The sequence below is a fragment of the Variovorax sp. V93 genome, assembly GCF_041154485.1.
Taxonomy (GTDB): Bacteria; Pseudomonadota; Gammaproteobacteria; order Burkholderiales; family Burkholderiaceae_C; genus Variovorax; species Variovorax beijingensis_A.
This window is the reverse complement of record NZ_AP028669.1, coordinates 5,336,825-5,356,181: the sequence shown is the minus strand read 5'-3', so window position 1 is coordinate 5,356,181 and position 19,357 is coordinate 5,336,825. Positions and strand designations below refer to the sequence as shown.

Annotated in this window: 18 protein-coding genes; 14 read left to right on the top strand and 4 right to left on the bottom strand. The window is 64.5% G+C overall.

Annotated features, from left to right (window positions below; genetic code table 11):
* The first annotated feature begins 10 nt into the window (after positions 1–10).
* Positions 11–199, top strand: a complete 189-nt coding sequence (locus ACAM54_RS25465) for a sporulation protein (protein ID WP_145739084.1) — start codon at positions 11–13, stop codon at positions 197–199.
* 18 nt (positions 200–217) lie between these two features.
* On the opposite strand, the gene ACAM54_RS25460 is transcribed toward ACAM54_RS25465, so the two are convergent.
* The 3 genes from ACAM54_RS25460 to ACAM54_RS25450 all read right to left on the bottom strand — a co-directional run bounded on the left by ACAM54_RS25460 (position 218) and on the right by ACAM54_RS25450 (position 3,186).
* Complete coding sequence (locus ACAM54_RS25460; RefSeq protein WP_145739086.1) at positions 218–1,663, bottom strand: sensor histidine kinase; 1,446 nt, start codon at positions 1,661–1,663, stop codon at positions 218–220.
* 300 nt (positions 1,664–1,963) lie between these two features.
* Positions 1,964–2,635, bottom strand: a complete 672-nt coding sequence (locus ACAM54_RS25455; RefSeq protein WP_015867936.1) for a response regulator transcription factor — start codon at positions 2,633–2,635, stop codon at positions 1,964–1,966.
* A gap of 65 nt (positions 2,636–2,700) precedes the next feature.
* On the bottom strand, positions 2,701–3,186 hold the full coding sequence (locus ACAM54_RS25450; RefSeq protein WP_145739088.1) for a MarR family winged helix-turn-helix transcriptional regulator: 486 nt from the start codon (positions 3,184–3,186) through the stop codon (positions 2,701–2,703).
* Between the two features lie 146 nt (positions 3,187–3,332).
* Here ACAM54_RS25450 and recA point away from each other — a divergent pair, with 146 nt between their 5' ends.
* Together recA and recX are read left to right on the top strand one after the other, a co-directional pair.
* The gene (recA, locus tag ACAM54_RS25445; RefSeq protein WP_307655869.1) at positions 3,333–4,451 is read left to right on the top strand and encodes a recombinase RecA; all 1,119 of its coding nucleotides are present in this window, start codon (positions 3,333–3,335) and stop codon (positions 4,449–4,451) included.
* A 27-nt stretch (positions 4,452–4,478) separates the two neighbouring features.
* Entirely contained in the window at positions 4,479–4,931 is a 453-nt protein-coding gene (gene recX, locus ACAM54_RS25440; protein WP_047787445.1) for a recombination regulator RecX, read from the top strand.
* A 37-nt stretch (positions 4,932–4,968) separates the two neighbouring features.
* Here the strand turns inward: recX and argC are convergent, their stop codons facing one another.
* Positions 4,969–5,892, bottom strand: a complete 924-nt coding sequence (argC, locus tag ACAM54_RS25435; protein ID WP_145739092.1) for an N-acetyl-gamma-glutamyl-phosphate reductase — start codon at positions 5,890–5,892, stop codon at positions 4,969–4,971.
* 206 nt (positions 5,893–6,098) lie between these two features.
* On the opposite strand from argC, the gene sucC reads away from it, so the two are divergent.
* From sucC to ACAM54_RS25380, 11 genes are all read left to right on the top strand, one after another.
* Positions 6,099–7,265, top strand: a complete 1,167-nt coding sequence (gene sucC, locus ACAM54_RS25430; RefSeq protein ID WP_007828709.1) for an ADP-forming succinate--CoA ligase subunit beta — start codon at positions 6,099–6,101, stop codon at positions 7,263–7,265.
* 10 nt (positions 7,266–7,275) lie between these two features.
* Positions 7,276–8,169, top strand: a complete 894-nt coding sequence (gene sucD, locus ACAM54_RS25425; RefSeq protein WP_015867930.1) for a succinate--CoA ligase subunit alpha — start codon at positions 7,276–7,278, stop codon at positions 8,167–8,169.
* A gap of 100 nt (positions 8,170–8,269) precedes the next feature.
* Positions 8,270–8,956 carry a TerC family protein gene (locus tag ACAM54_RS25420; protein WP_145739094.1) on the top strand — a complete coding sequence of 229 codons (687 nt, stop codon included), beginning with the start codon at positions 8,270–8,272 and terminating at the stop codon, positions 8,954–8,956.
* Positions 8,957–8,987: 31 nt separating this feature from the next.
* Positions 8,988–9,788 carry a Stp1/IreP family PP2C-type Ser/Thr phosphatase gene (locus ACAM54_RS25415; RefSeq protein ID WP_209500275.1) on the top strand — a complete coding sequence of 267 codons (801 nt, stop codon included), beginning with the start codon at positions 8,988–8,990 and terminating at the stop codon, positions 9,786–9,788.
* Between the two features lie 24 nt (positions 9,789–9,812).
* The gene (locus ACAM54_RS25410) at positions 9,813–10,466 is read left to right on the top strand and encodes an FHA domain-containing protein (RefSeq protein WP_145739097.1); all 654 of its coding nucleotides are present in this window, start codon (positions 9,813–9,815) and stop codon (positions 10,464–10,466) included.
* 42 nt (positions 10,467–10,508) lie between these two features.
* The gene (locus ACAM54_RS25405; RefSeq protein WP_369649325.1) at positions 10,509–12,776 is read left to right on the top strand and encodes a CHASE2 domain-containing protein; all 2,268 of its coding nucleotides are present in this window, start codon (positions 10,509–10,511) and stop codon (positions 12,774–12,776) included.
* A 35-nt stretch (positions 12,777–12,811) separates the two neighbouring features.
* Positions 12,812–13,615, top strand: a complete 804-nt coding sequence (locus ACAM54_RS25400) for a 3',5'-cyclic-nucleotide phosphodiesterase (protein ID WP_369649324.1) — start codon at positions 12,812–12,814, stop codon at positions 13,613–13,615.
* A gap of 203 nt (positions 13,616–13,818) precedes the next feature.
* Positions 13,819–14,280, top strand: a complete 462-nt coding sequence (locus ACAM54_RS25395) for a pilin (RefSeq protein ID WP_369649323.1) — start codon at positions 13,819–13,821, stop codon at positions 14,278–14,280.
* Positions 14,281–14,410: 130 nt separating this feature from the next.
* Positions 14,411–16,093 carry a Wzy polymerase domain-containing protein gene (locus ACAM54_RS25390; protein WP_369649322.1) on the top strand — a complete coding sequence of 561 codons (1,683 nt, stop codon included), beginning with the start codon at positions 14,411–14,413 and terminating at the stop codon, positions 16,091–16,093.
* 51 nt (positions 16,094–16,144) lie between these two features.
* Positions 16,145–18,058, top strand: coding sequence for a polysaccharide biosynthesis protein (locus ACAM54_RS25385; RefSeq protein WP_369649321.1), 1,914 nt, complete (start codon positions 16,145–16,147; stop codon positions 18,056–18,058).
* A gap of 3 nt (positions 18,059–18,061) precedes the next feature.
* Entirely contained in the window at positions 18,062–19,357 is a 1,296-nt protein-coding gene (locus ACAM54_RS25380; RefSeq protein WP_369649320.1) for a nucleotide sugar dehydrogenase, read from the top strand.

Below are 19,357 nucleotides of genomic sequence, written 5' to 3'. Positions count from 1 at the left end.
GCCGGCCACCATGAAGCTGCGCCTGCTGCTGATTGCCCTGCTTGCCGCCAATCTGGGCTACTGGCTGTGGTCGCGCGGCGACCTGGCCGGCTTCGGCCTGGCGCCCGCGGGCTTCAACGAGCGCGAACCGCAGCGCCTCGCCCGCCAGGTGCATCCCGAGTGGCTTCAGATCCGCAAGGACGCCAAGGGCGCGCCCTGACGAACCCGCCGCCGCGTCTCAGGCCGCGGCTTCTTCGCCTTCGAAGCGCACTGTGAAACGCGCCCCCGGCGGCTGCCGGCCCGGATGCGCGTCCTCCAGCTTCACCTGCGCATGGTGCTGGTTGGCGATCTCGCGCACGATCGGCAGGCCCAGCCCCGAGCCGTCGGCCTCGTTGCCAAGCACGCGGTAGAACGGCTCGAATACCAGTTCGCGGTCGGCCTCTGCAATGCCCGGACCGTTGTCCTCCACCTGCAGCAGCACCACGTGGCCGAAGGGGTCGGCCAGCACGCGCGCGGTGATCACGCCGGGCCGCTCGGCGGTCGAAGGCGTGTAGTTGATCGCGTTGTCGAGCAGGTTGCGCACCAGCTCCTTGAGTAGCGTCTGGTTGCCTTCGATCACCACGCCGGGCGCGCCCGCCTCGGCGCCGTCGTAGCCCAGGTCGATGCGCTTCTCGATCGCGCGCGGCACCGCTTCGCGCACCACCTCGATGGTGAGCCGCGCCAGGTCGCAGGGCTGGCGGCCGGTGCCGGCGCCGGTGCTTTCGGCGCGCGCGAGCGAGAGCAGCTGGTTCACCGTGTGGGTGGCGCGCACGCTGGCGCGGCCGATCTGCTTGAGCGACTGCTTGAGCTCGTCGGCATTGGCGCCCTCGCGCTGCGCCAGGTCGGCCTGCATGCGCAGGCCCGCGAGCGGCGTCTTGAGCTGGTGCGCCGCATCGGCCAGGAAGCGCTTCTGCGTGTGGATCGAGTCATTGAGCTTGTCGAGCAGTTCGTTGACCGACGAGACCAGCGGCACCACTTCGAGCGGCACCGACGATTCGTCCAGCGGGCTCAGGTCGCCCGGGCGGCGCTCGCGGATGCGCGCCTCCACCACCGACAGCGGCTTGATGCCGCGCACCAGCGCCAGCCAGATCAGCAGCACGGCCAGCGGCAGGATCGCGAACTGCGGCAGCAGCACGCCCTTGATGATCTCGGTGGCCAGCACCGACTGCTTCTCGCGCGTCTCGGCCACCTGCAGCAGCGCCGGCTCCGCGTCGCTGTCGGGGCCCGCGAGCCAGAGCGAGGCCACGCGGACCGACTTGCCGCGCATCTCGCCGTTGCGCAGTTGGACCACGCCGGGAACCGGGGGCTCGTCGGTGCTGGGGTGCGGCACGTCGGGCTCGCCGCTGAGCAGCGCGCCGTGGCTGTCGAGCACCTGGTAGTAGACGCGGTCGGCGCCGTCGGCCCGCAGGATCTCGCGCGCCGGCTGCGGCAGCACGAACTGCGTCTGCCCCTGCTGCACCGTGACCAGCCGCGCCAGCGTCTGCACGTTGTATTCGAGCGCGCGGTCGAACGGGGCATTGGCAATACCCTGCGCCACCAGCCAGGTCACGCCGATGCTCACCGGCACCAGCAGCAGGAGCGGCGTGAGCATCCAGTCGAGGATCTCGCCGAACAGGGAGCGCTGCGCGCGCTGGAAAAGTTTCAAAGGACTCGCCCCCGGTCTATGCAAACGACGTGCCGCGCGTCAAGTCAGTTTTCCACCGCGCTGTGCGCGACCCACGACGCATGAAACCGATACGGCCCAGGCCAAGAACACCGCGGAACCGGCTTTGCCGGGCCGCTGGTGTTGCCCCCGGTAGGGGGTTGGCGAAGCGACACGAAGTGCGCGAAGACTGGGGGCGAGCCAAGTGACACCGCGGAACCGGCTTTGCCGGGCCGCTGGTGTTGCCCCCTGGAGGGGGAGTCGAGCGACACGGAGTGAGCGAGGGACGGGGGTGGGTTTCATCTAGGGAATCTTCTCGAGGCAGTAGCCCAGGCCGCGGACCGTGGCAATGCGCACCGGCCCCTTCTCGATCTTCTTGCGCAGGCGGTGGATGTAGACCTCGATCGCGTTGAGGCTCACCTCCTCGCCCCATTCGCACAGGCGCTCCACCAGCTGGTCCTTGCTGACCAGGCGGCCGGCGCGCTGCAGCAGCACCTCCAGCAGGCCCAGCTCGCGCGCCGAGAGCTCGACCATCTTGCCGTCGATGGTGGCCACGCGGCCGGCCTGGTCGTACACCAGCGGGCCGTGGCGGATCGTGTTGCTGGTGGCGCCCATGCCGCGCCGCGTGAGCGCCCGCACGCGCGCCTCGAGCTCCTGCAGGCTGAAGGGCTTGGCCATGTAGTCGTCGGCGCCGTGGTCCAGGCCCTTGACGCGTTCCTCCACGCTGTCGGCCGCGGTGAGCACCAGCACCGGCAGCTGCGAGCCGCGCGCGCGCAGCCGCTTCAGGATCTCGATGCCGTGCAGGTTGGGCAGCCCCAGGTCGAGGATCAGCAGGTCGAACTCGCTGTGCGTCATGAGCGCGGTGTCGGCCTGCGATCCGTTCGCCACGTGGTCGACCGCCGCGCCCGAGGTGCGCAGGCTGCGCAGCAGGGCATCGGCCAGCACCTGGTCGTCTTCGGCAATCAGAATCCGCATGAGCCACCTCCGGCCGGTTCGGGCGCCGCGCCGGCGCCGCGTTCACATATGTCTCTTCGCCGAGTCTAGCCCCCCGTGTAGGCTTCCAGTCCGATGGTTACCACGGTGGCAATGTCGTTGCCCACGCTGGCGCGGAACTCGCGCTCGGCCTGCGTCACCGCGCTGCGGAAGGCGTCGAGCCACGCGAGCCCGTCGGTGGTGAAGAGCACGCGCCGCGCCCGTGCGTCGAGCGGATCGGGCCCGCGCGTCACCAGGCCCCAGGCCTCGCACTGGTCCACCAGCGCGCCCATCGCCTGCTTGGTCATGCCGGCGCGCTCCGCCAGCTCGGTGAGGCGCGAGCCTTCGCGCGCCAGGTGCCGCGTGATGTGGATGTGCGCGGCGCTCACCTGCGCGCGCGCGGCGAGGTTCGACAGCGCCAGCGGCACGTCGACGTCGTGCGCCATGAGTTCGAGCACGCGCTCGTCGAAGCGGCGCATCGCATGGCCCAGCAGGCGGCCCAGGTGGGTTTGCCGCCAGGCGTCCGGGTCGGACGGAAAAGCTTGTTCGGCCATCGGCTAGATAGTAAAGCAAACTGACCAAAAAATGGGTTTACTCAAACCAACGAGCCCCTACACTACTGTTCAAGCATCCAGCCTGTAATTAAAAGCAGATGGACCGCAATCACACACAAACCGTTGATTTTCAAGGAGATTTCTTCATGGACGCACTCGTCAAAGGCACCAGCATCTCGGTCGCAGGCAGCGAAAAGGCCAAGGCACTGCAGGCCGCCCTGGCCCAGATCGAAAAGCAGTTCGGCAAGGGCACGATCATGCGGCTCGGCGAGGGTGAGGCGCTTGAAGACGTCCAGGTGGTCTCCACCGGCTCGCTGGGCCTGGACATCGCGCTGGGCGTCGGCGGCCTGCCGCGCGGCCGCGTCATCGAAATCTACGGCCCGGAATCTTCGGGCAAGACCACGCTCACGCTGCAGGTCATCGCCGAGATGCAGAAGCAGGCCGGCACCTGCGCCTTCGTCGATGCCGAGCACGCGCTCGACGTGCAGTACGCCCAGAAGCTCGGCGTGAACCTGTCCGACCTGCTCATCAGCCAGCCCGACACCGGCGAGCAGGCCCTTGAAATCGTCGATTCGCTGGTGCGCTCGGGCGCCGTCGACCTGATCGTGGTCGACTCGGTCGCCGCGCTCACGCCCAAGGCCGAAATCGAAGGCGAAATGGGCGACTCGCTGCCCGGCCTGCAGGCCCGCCTGATGAGCCAGGCGCTGCGCAAGCTCACCGCCACCATCAAGAAGACCAACTGCATGGTCATCTTCATCAACCAGATCCGCATGAAGATCGGCGTGATGTTCGGCTCGCCCGAAACCACCACCGGCGGCAACGCGCTGAAGTTCTACGCCTCGGTGCGCCTGGACATCCGCCGCATCGGCACCATCAAGAAGGGCGACGAGGCCATCGGCAATGAAACCAAGGTCAAGGTGGTGAAGAACAAGGTCTCGCCTCCGTTCAAGACGGCCGAGTTCGACATCCTGTTCGGCGAAGGCATCAGCCGCGAGGGCGAGATCATCGACATGGGCGTGACCGCCAAGATCCTCGACAAGTCGGGCGCCTGGTACGCCTACAACGGCGAAAAGATCGGCCAGGGCCGCGACAACGCCCGCGAGTTCCTGCGCGAGAACCCCGAGCTGTCGCGCGAGATCGAGAACAAGGTGCGCGAATCGCTGGGCATTCCGCTGCTGGCGGCCGATGCCAATGCGCCTGCCCCTGAAAAGGCCGAGAAGCCCGCGAAGGCGGCCAAGGCCGACAAAGCCGACAAGGGCGAGTAAGCAGGCGAGCACGCACGGAAGCGGCGCATGGCTTTCGGCGCCCCCTCCCTCAAAGGCCGCGCGCTGCGGCTCCTGAGCCAGCGCGAGCATTCGCGTGCGGAACTGGAGCGCAAGCTGGCAAAGCACGAAGAAGCACCCGGCGAGCTGGCCCGCGCGCTCGACGAACTGGCCGCCAAGGACTTCATCAGCGAGCCGCGCGTGGTGGCTTCGGTGCTGAACCAGCGCGCCGCCCGGTCGGGCGCACTGCGGGTGCGGCAGGAACTGCAGGCCAAGGGCATTGCGCCCGAGGCCATTGCACAGGCCGTGGCCAGTCTTCAGGACACCGAAGTGGAGCGCGCCACGGCCCTGTGGCGCCGCCGCTTCGACGCACCGCCCGCCGATGCGAAGGAGCGCGCCAGGCAAACGCGCTTCCTGCTGGCGCGCGGCTTTTCGGGCGCGGTGGTGGCCAAGGTGCTGCGCAGCGATTTCGACGAAGACTGACGGCCGGCCCCGCGGCGCCGGCCTGCCGGAGCCGGCCTCAGAGCGCCAGCATCAGCTTCAGGTTCTGGACCGCGGCGCCGCTCGCGCCCTTGCCGAGGTTGTCGAGGCGCGCAATCACCACGGCGTGGCGGTGGTCCTCGTTCGGGAACACGCGGATTTCGAGATTGTTGGTGTCGTTGAGCGCCAGCGCGTCGAGCTTGCCGTCGTCGGTCGGCGGCAGCACTTTCACGAACTGTTCGGGCGTGTTGCTCTTGGCGTAGTGCGCGGCCAGCGCCTCTTGCAGGTCGCCGGCCTTCGGCTTGCCGGGCAGCAGGTCGAGGTGCAGCGGCAGCTGCACCAGCATGCCCTGCTTGAAGTTGCCCACCGAAGGAATGAAGACCGGCCGGCGGGTCAGGCCGGTGTACTTCATGATCTCCGGGATGTGCTTGTGCTTGAGGCCGAGCGCGTAGGTCTCGAAAAGCGGCGCCTTGCCGTTTTCGTAGTCTTCGATCATGGCCCGCCCGCCGCCCGAATAGCCGCTCACCGAGGGCAGCGAAATCGGAAAGTCGGCCGGCAGCAGGCCGGCATCGACCAGCGGCCGCACCATGGCGATGGCGCCCGTGGCATAGCAGCCCGGGTTGCCGACGCGGTCGGCCGCGGCCACGGCCTGCCAATGGCCTTGCACCAGTTCAGGGAAGCCGAACACCCAGCCCGGCGCCACGCGGTGCGCGGTGGAGGCGTCGATGATCTTGGGCTTCCTGCCGGGCAGCTGGTCGATCAGCGCGACCGATTCGCGCGCCGCATCGTCGTGCAGGCACAGCACCACCAGGTCGACGCCGGCCATCAGCTCGCGCTTGGCGGCCACGTCTTTTCGCAGCTCGGGCGCAATGCTCACGAGTTCGATCTGCGGCATCGTCTGGAGCCGCTCGCGGATCTGCAAGCCGGTGGTGCCGGCTTCGCCGTCGATGAAAACCTTGGCCATATCGGAGTATGCGTAGGGGAGCTAGAAGAAAGTACGTATTGACCGCAAGGTCACGTCGAGTATTGGTGCGCCGCACCATGATACAGTCCGCGGTTGTTCGCCGCCCCCAGCCGTCAGGCTGCCGTCGCCCGCGAGCAACAGAGCCAAAGACGCCTCAGACCCCAGATCTCCCGTTCTCAACCTCCTCCTTCCGAGAGACATCCCTCATGAAGATTCACGAGTACCAAGGCAAGGAAATCCTTGCCAAGTTCGGCGTGCCGGTGCCGCGCGGCATCCCGGCCTATACGGTCCAGGAGGCGGTCGAGGCCGCCCAGAAACTTGGAGGCCCGGTGTGGGTCGTCAAGGCCCAGATCCACGCGGGTGGCCGCGGCAAGGGCGGCGGCGTCAAGGTCGCCAAGTCCATCGAGGACGTCAAGAAGCTCGCCGGCGAGATCCTCGGCATGCAGCTCAAGACGCACCAGACCGGCCCCGAAGGCCAGAAGGTGCGCCGCCTCTACATCGAAGACGGCGCCGACATCAACAAGGAATACTACGTCTCGGCCGTGACCGACCGCGCCACGCAGAAGGTCGCGTTCATCGCCTCGAGCGAAGGCGGCATGGACATCGAGGAAGTGGCCCACTCCTCGCCCGAGAAGATCATCACCGTGTTCGCAGACCCCGAAAAGGGCCTGACCGACGAACAGGCCAAGCAGATCGCCGACGGCATCGGCATGCCGGCCGACTCCACCGCGCAGACGGTCGACATCCTCAAGAAGCTCTACACCTGCTACATGGAGACGGACGCCTCGCTGGTCGAGATCAACCCGCTCAACCGTGACAGCAAGGGCAAGGTCATGGCGCTGGACGCCAAGTTCAACTTCGACAGCAACGCGCTGTTCCGCCACCCCGAAATCGTGGCCCTGCGCGACCTCGACGAAGAAGACGCGGCCGAAGTCGAAGCCTCCAAGTTCGACCTCGCCTACATCAGCCTCGACGGCAACATCGGCTGCCTGGTGAACGGTGCCGGCCTGGCCATGGCCACCATGGACACCATCAAGCTGTTCGGCGGCGAGCCGGCCAACTTCCTGGACGTGGGCGGCGGCGCCACCCCCGAGAAGGTCACCGAAGCCTTCAAGATCATGCTGAAGAACAAGAACGTGGAAGCCATCCTCGTCAACATCTTCGGCGGCATCATGAAGTGCGACACCATCGCCACCGGCGTGATCGCAGCCTGCAAGGCCGTGAACCTGCAAGTGCCGCTGGTCGTGCGCATGAAGGGCACCAACGAAGTCGAAGGCAAGAAGCTGCTGGCCGATTCGGGCCTGCCGATCATCAGCGCCGACACCATGGCGGAAGCGGCCCAGAAGGTCGTCGCAGCAGTCAAGAAGGCCTAAGGAACAAGTCATGTCGATCTATATCAACAAAGACACCAAAGTCATCACGCAAGGCATCACGGGCAAGACCGGCCAGTTCCACACCGAGAAGTGCCAGGAATACGCGAACGGCAAGAACTGCTTCGTGGCGGGCGTGAACCCCAAGAAGGCCGGCGAGTCGATCTTCAACATCCCGATCTTCGGCTCGGTGAAGGAAGCCGCTTCGCAGACCGGCGCCACCGTGTCGGTGATCTACGTGCCGCCGGCAGGCGCGGCCGCTGCCATCTGGGAAGCCGTCGAGGCCGACCTCGACCTGGCGATCTGCATCACCGAAGGCATTCCGGTTCGCGACATGCTCGAAGTGCGCAACAAGATGAAGGCCAAGGAAGCGGCCGGCGGCAAGAAGACCCTGCTGCTGGGCCCGAACTGCCCCGGCCTGATCACGCCCGACGAAATCAAGATCGGCATCATGCCCGGCCACATCCACCGCAAGGGCCGCATCGGCGTGGTTTCGCGCTCGGGCACGCTCACGTATGAAGCCGTTGCGCAGCTGACCGAAATCGGCCTCGGCCAATCGTCGGCCGTGGGCATCGGCGGCGACCCGATCAACGGCCTCAAGCACATCGACGTGATGAAGGCCTTCAACGACGATCCCGATACCGACGCCGTCATCATGATCGGCGAAATCGGCGGACCCGACGAAGCCGACGCGGCCCGCTGGTGCAAGGAACACATGAAGAAGCCGGTGGTCGGCTTCATCGCCGGCGTCACTGCCCCTCCCGGCAAGCGCATGGGCCACGCCGGCGCGCTGATCTCGGGCGGTGCCGACACCGCCGATGCCAAGCTCGCCATCATGGAAGAATGCGGCTTCACCGTGACGCGCAACTTCTCGGAACTTGCGAAGCTGCTCAAGGCCCAGCTCTAACAAGCCCCCGGCAGTTCTCCGCGCACCACGCAAAAAGAAAAAGCGCCCGCAATCTGGATTGCGGGCGCTTTTTTCACTACAACACAGTGGAACAAGAGACATGGAACTCCTTCAAGGCGCCGATTTCTGGATCGGTCTGATCAAGATTGTCTGGATCAACATCATTCTTTCGGGCGACAACGCCGTGGTGATTGCCATGGCGGCCCGTTCGCTGCCGCCAGCGCAGCAGAAAAAGGCCGTGCTGTTCGGCTCGGGCGCGGCGGTGGTGCTGCGCATCGTGCTCACGGTGGTGGCGGCCAGGCTGCTGGCGCTGCCTTACCTGCAGATCGTGGGCGGCCTGCTGCTGCTGTGGATCGGCCTGCAGTTGCTGAGCGAAGAAGACGAGGGCGATGGAGAAGCCAAGGAATACGGCAGCATGATGGCGGCCGTGCGCACCATCCTGCTGGCGGACCTGGTCATGAGCCTGGACAACGTGATTGCCGTGGCGGCCGCCGCGCAGGGCAACATGGTGCTGCTGGTCCTTGGCCTGGCCATCAGCATTCCGCTGGTGATCTTCGGCAGCACGCTCATGATCAAGCTGATGGAACGCTTTCCGATCGTCGTCATGCTGGGCGCCGCCCTGATCGGCTGGGTCGGCGGCGAAACAATAGCGAGCGACGTGTCGCTGCGCGAGGTGCTGGCCGCCAATCCGTGGCTCCTCCATGCGGCAGCCGCCGCCGGCGCCTTCTTCGTGGTGGCCGTGGGCCGCCTGCTTCAGCGGCGCGCGCAGGCCGCTGCGGGGCGCTGAAACCGTCGCGCGTCCACGCTTCTGAAAACATATGGCAAGTGTCGGCGCGTCGCTTTTCTCCACCCGGCCCCAGCTCTCCTGGGACTTTGCGGGGCTGACCGACGTGGGCCGCGCACGGGCCCACAACGAGGACGACCTTCACATCGACCCCGCGCTCGGCCTGGCCGTGCTGGCCGACGGCATGGGCGGCTACAAGGGCGGCGAAGTGGCCAGCGCCATGGCCGTGTCGCTGGTGCACGCCAGCTTCGCGCGCTGGTTCGCGCAGGCCGGCCTGCAGGCGCCCGCGCGCGTGGTCCGGCGGGCCCTGCAGGCGGCCACCGACGAGGCCAACTCCGCCATCCTCGAAGCCGGCCTGGCCAATGCCGAACTCCACGGCATGGGAACCACCCTGGTGCTGGCCGCGTTCCGGCCCCAGCGCGTGCTGGTCGGCCACATCGGCGATTCGCGCTGCTACCGCCTGCGCAACAACAAGCTCGAGCAGCTCACGCGCGACCACTCGCTGCGCCAGCAGCAGCTCGACGCCGGCGCCATCACGGCCGAGGAAGCGCTGATCTCCCCGCACCGCAACCTGGTGACGCGCGCCATGGGCGTGGAGCCGCAGGTGGTGCTCGAGATGCACGAGCACACCGCAAGGCCCGACGATCTCTATATGCTCTGCTCCGACGGGCTCAGCGAGATGGTCCCGGATGCGCAGCTTTTCACGCTTTTGAATCACGATGTCGAGCTTCAGCAGAAAGCATCACTTCTGGTGGCCGTTGCCAACGACAATGGCGGCCGGGACAATATTTCAGTTGTCCTGGCCAGGGCGCGCGTTGGCAGTGCGCCTGAATAAAAACATGCATTCAGGGAGTCGGCAATGCCGAAGATGATCATTTCGATCGATGGCACTGTCATCGGGCAAATGGCGCTTGCCAAGGACCGGACCACGCTGGGGCGGCGCGCCTACAACGACATCGTGCTCGACAATCTCGCGGTCAGCGGCGAGCATGCCGTGCTGCACATGCGCGGTGGCGAAGTCGAAATTGAAGATCTCAACAGCACCAACGGCACCTACGTCAATGCGATCGTCGTCCAGAAGCAGCAGAAGCTCAAGGACAACGACGTCATCGAAATCGGCGGCTGCCGCCTGCACTTCCGCGCGCGCAGCAGCGCGGCTTCCGATACCGGTTCCACCCGCGCTGCGCGCGGCGACTACGCGGCCTCCGTTCCACTGTCGGCTGCGCCCACCGAAGCCGGCGCGCTGCTCGAACTCGGCATACCCGTGCTGCGCGTTCTCTCGGGCACCGACCAGGGGCAGGAAGTGCCGCTGCAGAAGGTGGTCACCACCATCGGCAAGCCCGGCGTTGCGGTGGCGGTCGTCACGCGCCGCCGGCAGAGCTACCTGGCTTCCACCATCATGGGCGGCGTCACGCTCAACGACGCGCCGCTCGGCGCCGAGCCCGTCGGGCTGCAGGAAGGCGACGTGCTCGAGCTCGGCGGCGCCACGCGCATGCAGTTCGTGCGGGTCTGATTTTTCTTGCGGCGCAGCAGTGGCGGCGCCAAGGGTGCGCTGGTGACTGCCATGAGGCGCCATGGACTGCGCATTGCCATCACACTGCTGCCGGTCCTGCTCGCGCTGGCACATGCCACCGGCCTCTGGCGCCTGGATGCCATCGACCGGCTCGACCACCTGATCTACGACACCCGCCTGCGCGCCACCATGCCGGGCACGCTCGACCCGCGCATCGTGATCGTCGACGTCGACGACGCCAGCCTCACCCGGCAAGGGCAATGGCCCTGGTCGCGCGACAAGCTGGCCCGGCTCACCCGGGAACTCACCGGGCGGCAGCAGGCGGCGGCGCTGGGCTTCGACGTGATGTTCGTCGAGCCCGACCGGAGCGCCGGCCTCGACAAGCTGCGCCAGATCGCACGCGGCCCGCTGCGCGACATGCCGGGCCTGTCTGAGGAAATCGACCGGCTCGCCCCCACGCTCGACAACGACGCCATCTTTGCCGCCGCCATGCAAGGCCAGCGCGTGGCGCTCGGCTACTACTTCACGCGCACCGAAAGGCCCGGCGCCAAGGGCCAGCTGCCGCCGGCCCCCGTGCTGCAGGCCGAGGCCTTTCCGCCGGGCCGCGGCTATGCCACGGCCTGGAACGGCTTTGGCGCCAGCCTGCCCCTGCTGGCCGCTGCCGCGCCGGCGGCGGGCTTTCTCAACACCCTGGTCATGTCCAACGGCGACGGCGTCATCCGCGCCGTGCCGCTCATTGCCCGCTATGAAGGCGACCGTGCCCTGCCCGGCTACTACGAGTCGCTGGGGCTCGCCGTCTACCGGCTCGCCAGCGGCACGCCGCCCGTGCGGCCGGCCTTTGCGTCGGGCGGCGCCGCGCCCCCGCTCCAGTCCTTGCTGGTCGGCGGCCTGCGCATACCCGTCAACGAAGCCGCTTCCATGCAGGTGCCTTTCCGCGGCCCCGGCGGCGCGCACGGCGGCTCGTTCCGCTACGTGTCCGCCGGCGACGTGCTCGAAGGCCGGCTCGCCCCCGGCGAGTTGAAGGACCGCATCGTGCTCGTCGGCGCCACCGCCCCGGGCCTGCAAGACCTGCGCGCCACCCCCGTCGGCGCTGCCTTTCCCGGCGTCGAAGTGCATGCCAACATCGTCTCGGCCATGCTCGACCACCGCCTGCTCGCGGTGCCCGACTACGCCCCCGGCTACGAAGTGCTCAGCGTGCTGGCCGCGGGCCTGGTGCTGGCGCTGGGCCTGTCGCTGCTGCCGGCTCCGCGCGCGGTGGTGCTTGCCATTGCCACCGTCGCGGCCCTGGTCGGCGTCAACGCCTGGCTCTACCAGCACCACAGCCTCGTGCTGCCGCTCGCTTCCGCGCTGGCCATGGCCGCGCTCGCCTTTGCCTTCAACATGGGCTGGGGCTACTTCGTCGAATCGCGCGCCCGCCGCGGCCTGGTGCGGCTCTTCGGCACCTACGTGCCGCCGCAGCTCGTCAACGAAATGCTCGCAACGCCCGGCCGCTACAGCATGCGCGCCGAGAGCAAGACCATGACCGTCATGTTCTGCGACATGCGCAACTTCACCCGCCTGTCCGAGCAGATGGCCCCGGCCGAGCTGCAGGCCTTCCTGAACAACGTGTTCAACCGGCTCACCCACGTCATCAGCACCCACCGCGGCACCGTCGACAAATACATGGGCGACTGCGTCATGGCGTTCTGGGGCGCCCCCATCGACACCCCCGACCACGCCACCCTGGCCGTGCGCGCCGCGCTCGACATGGCCGAGGCCGTGCGCGACATCAACAACATCCACCGCACCACCGGCCGCCCCGAGATCAGCGTGGGCATCGGCATCAACAGCGGCGTCATGAGCGTGGGCGACATGGGCTCGGCCGCGCGGCGCAGCTACACCGTGGTGGGCGATGCGGTCAACCTCGCCTCCCGCCTCGAAGGCCTGAGCGTGCACTACGGCGTGGAGATCGTCGCCAGCGGCGCCACACGCGAACTCGCGCCCGGCTTCGTCTGGCAGGAGCTCGACAGCGTGCTCGTCAAGGGCCGCGCCCAGGCCGTGGCCGTGTTCACGCCGCTGGGCGCCGCCACACAAGCAGAGTCACAAACCCCTGCCGCACTGCAGCAATCCGCCCAGCTGCAGCGCTGGGCCGAAGTGCTTGCCGCCTACCGCCGCCAGGACTGGGCCGTGGGCCGGAACTTGCTGGATCCGCTCTTGGCCGCGGATGCCAAAAAAGTCCTTTACCAGCTCTACGCACAACGATTAGCCTCCATGGCGTTGCGGCCCCAGGACCCCGAATGGGACGGCGCAACCCGGTTCGAAACCAAATGACGGCAGCAGAAGACACAAGCAGAGGGGCTCTCACAATGCAGGTTCGCGTGCTGGGTTGCTCGGGCGCCATTGCCAAGGACTGCCGGACCACCTCGTTCCTGATCGACACCGACCTGCTCGTCGATGCGGGCACCGGCGTGGGCGACCTCACCCTCGAAGAAATGGCCGGCATCGACGACGTGGTGCTCACCCACAGCCACCTCGACCACATCGCCGCGCTGCCCCTCATGCTCGACGCCGTGGCCGGCCGCCGCACCCGCCCGCTGCGCGTGCACGCCCTGCGCGCCACCATCGAGGCGCTGCGCGCCCACGTGTTCAACAACGTCATCTGGCCCGACTTCGAAAGCATTCCCAGCCCCGAGGCGCCCTTCGTGAGCTTTCACGACATTGCCGTGGGCCAGGTGCTGCAGCTGGGCAGCGCCGCCCCCAAGCGCATCGAGGTGCTGCCGGCCGTGCACACCGTGCCCGCCTGCGGCTTTGCCGTGAGCCGCGCCGAAGGCGGCGCCAACTGGGTCTTCACCGGCGACACCGAGCGCAACACCCCCTTCTGGGACCGCCTCAACGCCCTGGACGTGGCCATGCTCGTCATAGAAACGGCATTCAGCAACCGCGAGCAAGCCCTGGCCGAACGCAGCCTGCACCTGTCGCCCCGGGCACTGGCCGATGAGCTGGCGCACATCGATCCGGGCAAGAAGTTTCCGATCTACATCACCCACACCAAGCCGGCGGAAACCGAGGAGATCATGTGGCAGATCGAGGATCTGGCTGGGCACCAGGTGGCGGGGTTGGCGCAGCGGGATATCCGGTGGCTGAAGGCGGATGGGGTGCTGACGTTTTGAGTCTGCGGCGGGAAAGGTGCTGACAAAATTGTCACGACTCGTAGCTTTTGCGGGCTCTTTGTGTCACTCGATGTAACTCAATTGCGCACAAAGTACTCGATTTTGGTGGCGCAGCCCCTCTAAACGAGATGGCACAGATGCTGCGGAAGTTACCGCGCTCCGGGCTTGGCTCCCGGGCTCTACAACCAACCTGGAGTTTTTGAATGAACCGTCGTTCTATCGCACGCAACGTGCAAAAGGGTTTCACCCTTATCGAATTGATGATCGTTGTGGCGATCATCGGTATCTTGGCTGCTGTGGCTCTGCCGGCGTATCAGGATTACACGGTGCGCGCGCGTGTGACCGAGGCGATTGTCATTGCTTCTGGCGCGAAGGCGACCATTGGTGAGAATGCCGCGAATGGTGCCTCCCTTGATTCTGGTGTCGACGCCATTGCATCGGGATCGGGCCTGAAGAACCTTAGCACCATGAGTACGGCTGCTGCGACCGGCGTCATCACGTTGGTGACAACGTCGGCTGCAGGTGCTTTGACCCTCACGTTGACCCCGACCGCTAATGGCTCTGCTTTGCAAAGTGGTGTTCTTCCGGGTGGCCCGATCAAGTGGACGTGCGCAGTTTCCAGTGCTGCAAAGAACAAGTTTGTTCCGACTGAATGCCGCATCTAAGTGTTTGAACTGACAAAAAAGCCCCGGCAGGGGCTTTTTTTATTTTGACGCTACGGTCTATCCAAATCCGTTGATGAATCGACTTTCGCGACTCTCGCTTGCTCCCGTCTGGGTGGTTATGGCCTCCGCCTTGCTCTCGCTTGCCTGGCTGCTGCCCAATCACTCAAAGCCATGGACTTCGTTTCATTCTGATGCCTGGGCTGCAACGATATTGGCGGTAATTGGCTTGGTGGTCATCGTGCGGGCGCAGCAAGTGGTGGCGTGCCAGGGCCTAGTGTTGGTGGTCGCACTCCTGCTTCCGTTGCCTTTTGCACAATATGCTTTTGGGCTGATACCGTTTGCTGGTCAAGCCTGGATCGCGAGCGCGTACATAGTGGGTTTTTTGCTGGCACTCGTGGTCGGGCAGCAGTGGCAGGATTGGAAGCCGGTCTGGATGGGCGATATCCTATTTTTGGCGATAGGCATCGCCTCAATTGTTTCGGTGGCCATGCAGCTTCAACAATGGCTCGATCCGGGGAATGACGGCACTCTCGATATCTGGGTGGTTGGCTCGGATGGCTCGCGCCCATACGCGAACATGGCGCAAGCCAATCAGCTCGCCACGTTGCTGCTATGGGGTCTGGTGGCGTGTGGCTGGGGTGTCTGGCGACGGCAGCTCGGGCGCATCGCGGCTTTAATCGCCTCAGCGTGGTTATTGGTCGGTCTGGCGTTGACGCAGTCACGCAGTGCGGTGCTAGGGTTGGTGGTTCTGGTGTTGGCCTCGTGGTGGTGGGGTCGACTTTGGGGCGCAAAAAGCGTACCTCGATACGTCACCGGCTTGGCTGTCTTCTATGTTTTGACGTTGCTAGTACTGGGACCGCTTCGGCGATTCATGATGCTCGAAGCGCCGGGATCGATGGTGCAGCGGCTTGGCCAAGAAATGAGGCCAGAGTTGTGGCGAATGCTGTGGCATGCGGCTTGGCAACGTCCTTTGACCGGTTATGGCTGGAACCAAGTGGTGCCGGCCCAAGCGACAGTGGCGGAGCAATATCTGGCACTCCATCATCCGTTTTTTCAGTCGCACAATCTGTTCCTCGATTTCATTCTTTGGGCTGGGTTCCCTCTGGGCGCGCTCTTGGTGGCCTGTGTTTTGGCATGGATTGCAACGGCTTGGCGTCGGGTGTGTATGCCGCAGGAGGCCCTGTATCTCCTTTTGGTGTTGGTGGTCGGAGTTCACGCAATGCTGGAATTGCCGCTGCACTATGGCTATTTTTTGTTGCCGACCGGTCTGGCGATGGGGGCCTTGAATGCAAACTTGAAGATTTGGCCTTTGGCACGGTCCTCGCGGTTCGCCAAGCGGTGGCTATGGCTCGGAGCTTGGTGCTTGGGAGCGACTCTTTTGGGGTTGGTCGTGCGTGACTACTTTCGAGTGGAGGAAGCCTACAACACTTTGCAATTGGAGAAAGCGCAGTTTCAGAACGGCCGCGTGGCTGACCCGCCTGAAGTTTTGCTGTTGACAGATCTGCGCGAAATTCAACGCTTCATGAAGTATGAACCTGTTGCTGGGGTCTCCATGGCTGAGCTCCAGTGGGCGCGAGAGGTCACCCTCATATGGCCGAGCCCCCGTAGTTTCATGACGCTGGCGGTTCTGTTGGGCCTCAACAACCAGCCGGTGGAGGCGAGCCAGTGGCTGGTAAAGATGTGTCGCATTGTCCCAAGGGATCAATGCGAAGCTGGGCCATTGAGATGGGAACAAGCACAGAAGTTGCACCCTGCATTGGCGAGCATCCTTTGGCCCGCCGGAGTCACATCGGGCCAAGCTCTCGGTCTCTAGCGATCGATTTGCTCGGTCAAAACTCGATGTAATCTCAACTCATCAAAACAAGTGCAAGAAATCGTCCTCGGGTGGCCTCGTTCACACAAGCGCCTCATTGTGCTTGTCTTGGACCTTTTTCTGGCGCTACTTGCAACGTGGCTTGCATTCACTCTTCGATTGGACACTTGGCATCAGCCTGTGAGGATGGAATGGACCGTGTACGCCATCTCACCTTTGCTGGCCATTCCGGTCTTTGTGAAGTTCGGTTTGTACCGCGCAATCTTTCGATACACCGGTTTGGCCGCGATCCTCGCAACAAGCAAAGCCGTTGCGACATACGGGCTACTTTTTCTTCCAGTGGTAGTTGTGCTCTACCTGCGTGAAGGCGTACCGCGCAGCCTCAGCATTCTGCAGCCGCTCATTCTGCTGCTGCTGGTCGCCGGAAGCCGGACATTGGCATGGCACTGGCTGGCTACCGGCACCCGCACCTCGAGCCGCTTGTTGATTTACGGAGCGGGAAGCGCTGGCGCACAAACGGCGGCCGCCCTAGCCAGCGCTCAGCAGTACACACTGCTCGGTTTCATCGACGATGATGAGCGCAAGGCGGGTCGCACCATCAACCGGGTCCCCGTTATGTTGCCAGCCGCCGTCCCGGCCTTTGTCAGCAAGTTCGCCGTAACCGACATCTTGCTGGCATTGCCCAGTGCTAGCCGAGAAAGGCGCAACCAGATCATCAAGCATCTGTCTGCGTTACCAGCGCGCATCCGTACGATTCCGGGTCTGGCCGATTTGGCAAGCGGTCGCGTTACGGTGCAGGATTTTCGCGATTTGGATATCGAAGACTTGTTAGGTCGGTCGCCGGTTGCGCCAGACCTTGAGTTGCTGGCGCGCAATCTCGCGCACAAGGTGGTGCTGGTCACTGGTGCCGGCGGCAGCATCGGCAGCGAATTGTGTCGCCAGATTGTGCAGCAGGGGCCGAGCCAGCTCCTGCTGATCGATCACAGCGAATTCGCCCTGTATCGGATTCATCAGGAACTGGAACTTTTGATAGGCCGCAACGGGCTCCCGGTGCGCACCGTCCCGCTGCTCGCCAGCGTGTGCAACTTCGAGCGCATCTCCGAAATATGCGTCATGTACAAGCCCGCGTCGGTCTATCACGCTGCAGCCTACAAGCACGTGCCGATGGTCGAAGCCAACCCAGGCGAAGGCGTACTCAACAACGTCTTCGGCACGCTGAATGTAGCCCGCGCAGCGCTGGCTGCAGGGGTGGAGCATTTTGTCTTGGTTTCCACCGACAAGGCCGTTCGCCCGACCAACATCATGGGTGCGACGAAGCGGGTTGCAGAACTCGTGCTGCAGGCGCTGGCAAGTTGCGGCGACACGGCATTCGAAGAGGTCTGTGTGGGTGAGGGCGGAGCGACAATCTCGACGACTTGCTTTTCAATGGTTCGATTCGGGAACGTGCTGGGATCGAGTGGCAGCGTGGTGCCGCTCTTCCGCTCGCAGATCGCGGAAAGGAGGCCACTCACGGTCACCCATCCCGAAATGACGCGTTATTTCATGACGATTCCGGAAGCCGCCCAACTCGTACTGCACGCAGGAGCCATGGCGGATAGCGGTGACCTGTTCGTTTTGGATATGGGCGAGCCGGTGAAGATCCTCGATCTTGCAAAACGAATGGTCGCCCTCGCCGGGCTGACAGTCCGGAGCGAGGCGCACCCCACTGGAGACATCGACATTGGTTACAGCGGGCTGCGACCCGGCGAAAAACTGTTCGAAGAACTGCTCATCGGGGAGAATCCGCTGCCGACTAGCCACCCCCGCATCATTCGCGCCAGAGAAGACTATATGGCTTGGCCTGACCTCAAAGTTCATTTGCGGACACTGCTAAGTGCCGCGCGCAGTGGCAACATCGCGGCAATGAAGGATGTTTTGCGCTTGCTGGTACCTGGCTACACGCCGAAAACACCATCGATTGAATAGGACATGAACTTCGCAGAGATCAAACTCGCCATAGTCGGGCTCGGGTATGTCGGCTTGCCCTTGGCGGTGGGATTCGGCAAGTTGATGCCCGTCGTCGGCTTTGACACCAATCAGCGCCGAATCGCAGAGCTCAAGGCGGGTCACGACAGAACATTGGAGACCGACCTTGCGCATCTGCGAGAGGCGAACTGGTTGACTTACAGCGCAGACCCAGCCGATCTGCGCAATTGCAATGTCTTCATTGTGACCGTGCCAACGCCAGTCGACAGTGCGAACCGTCCCGATCTCACCCATTTGCTGAGTGCCAGCGAAACAGTGGCAAAGGTCATGCCGCAAGGCGCAGTCGTCATCTTCGAGTCGACGGTTTATCCCGGTGCAACCGAAGAAGTCTGTGTGCCCGCCCTGGAGAAGTATTCGAACAAGGTGTTCAACAAGGACTTTTTCTGTGGCTACAGTCCAGAGCGCGTGAATCCAGGGGACAAAGTCAACACGCTGGCGAAGATCAGGAAGATCACCAGCGGCAGCACGCCCGAAGTGGCCGACGCGGTTGACCGCCTCTACAACAGGATCATCACGGCGGGCACGTACAAGGCGAGCAGTATCAAGGTGGCCGAGGCCGCCAAGGTCATCGAGAACACGCAGCGAGACCTGAACATCGCATTAATGAATGAGCTTTCCGTCCTGTTCGAAAGGCTTGGGATCGACACGCTCGACGTGCTTGAGGCGGCCGGGAGCAAGTGGAATTTTCTTCCGTTTCGGCCCGGCCTTGTCGGAGGCCACTGCATCGGCGTCGATCCGTACTACCTCACCCACAAGGCAGAGCAAGTCGGCTACATCCCGCAGATCATCCTGGCGGGGCGTCGCATCAACGACAACATGGCGCGCTACGCCGCGCGCAACACGATCAAGCTGATGCTCCAAGCAGGCATGGACGTGCCACGATGCAAGATTGGCGTGTTGGGCATCACTTTCAAGGAGAACTGCCCGGACATTCGCAACAGCAAAGTTGTCGATTTGGTGCGAGAGCTGGAAGCTTGGGGTGCGCAGGTTGTTGTGACTGATCCTTGGGCGAACGCGGAAGAGGTCGAGCATGAATACGGCCTTCAACTCGCAACGGTGAGTGAAAGCAGTCCAGTAGATGCGCTGGTGGTTGCGGTAGGACACACCGAGTATCGAGCGCTCTCGCCAGGGGTGTTGCACAGCTATTGCCGTCACGCGGCGCCTGTGCTTACGGACGTGAAGTCGCTCTACGATCGGCATGACGCAGTGGCCGCCGGCTTCACTGTATTCAGACTTTGA

Bases quoted from the DNA above. Each gene is read 5' to 3' on its own strand.
- ACAM54_RS25465 (WP_145739084.1), top strand. From the start codon at position 11: ATGAAGCTGCGCCTGCTGCTGATTGCCCTGCTTGCCGCCAATCTGGGC.
- ACAM54_RS25455 (WP_015867936.1), bottom strand. From the start codon at position 2,635: ATGCGGATTCTGATTGCCGAAGACGACCAGGTGCTGGCCGATGCCCTG.
- ACAM54_RS25450 (WP_145739088.1), bottom strand. From the start codon at position 3,186: ATGGCCGAACAAGCTTTTCCGTCCGACCCGGACGCCTGGCGGCAAACC.
- recA (WP_307655869.1), top strand. From the start codon at position 3,333: ATGGACGCACTCGTCAAAGGCACCAGCATCTCGGTCGCAGGCAGCGAA.
- recX (WP_047787445.1), top strand. From the start codon at position 4,479: ATGGCTTTCGGCGCCCCCTCCCTCAAAGGCCGCGCGCTGCGGCTCCTG.
- argC (WP_145739092.1), bottom strand. From the start codon at position 5,892: ATGGCCAAGGTTTTCATCGACGGCGAAGCCGGCACCACCGGCTTGCAG.
- sucC (WP_007828709.1), top strand. From the start codon at position 6,099: ATGAAGATTCACGAGTACCAAGGCAAGGAAATCCTTGCCAAGTTCGGC.
- sucD (WP_015867930.1), top strand. From the start codon at position 7,276: ATGTCGATCTATATCAACAAAGACACCAAAGTCATCACGCAAGGCATC.
- ACAM54_RS25420 (WP_145739094.1), top strand. From the start codon at position 8,270: ATGGAACTCCTTCAAGGCGCCGATTTCTGGATCGGTCTGATCAAGATT.
- ACAM54_RS25415 (WP_209500275.1), top strand. From the start codon at position 8,988: ATGGCAAGTGTCGGCGCGTCGCTTTTCTCCACCCGGCCCCAGCTCTCC.
- ACAM54_RS25410 (WP_145739097.1), top strand. From the start codon at position 9,813: ATGCCGAAGATGATCATTTCGATCGATGGCACTGTCATCGGGCAAATG.
- ACAM54_RS25400 (WP_369649324.1), top strand. From the start codon at position 12,812: ATGCAGGTTCGCGTGCTGGGTTGCTCGGGCGCCATTGCCAAGGACTGC.
- ACAM54_RS25395 (WP_369649323.1), top strand. From the start codon at position 13,819: ATGAACCGTCGTTCTATCGCACGCAACGTGCAAAAGGGTTTCACCCTT.
- ACAM54_RS25380 (WP_369649320.1), top strand. From the start codon at position 18,062: ATGAACTTCGCAGAGATCAAACTCGCCATAGTCGGGCTCGGGTATGTC.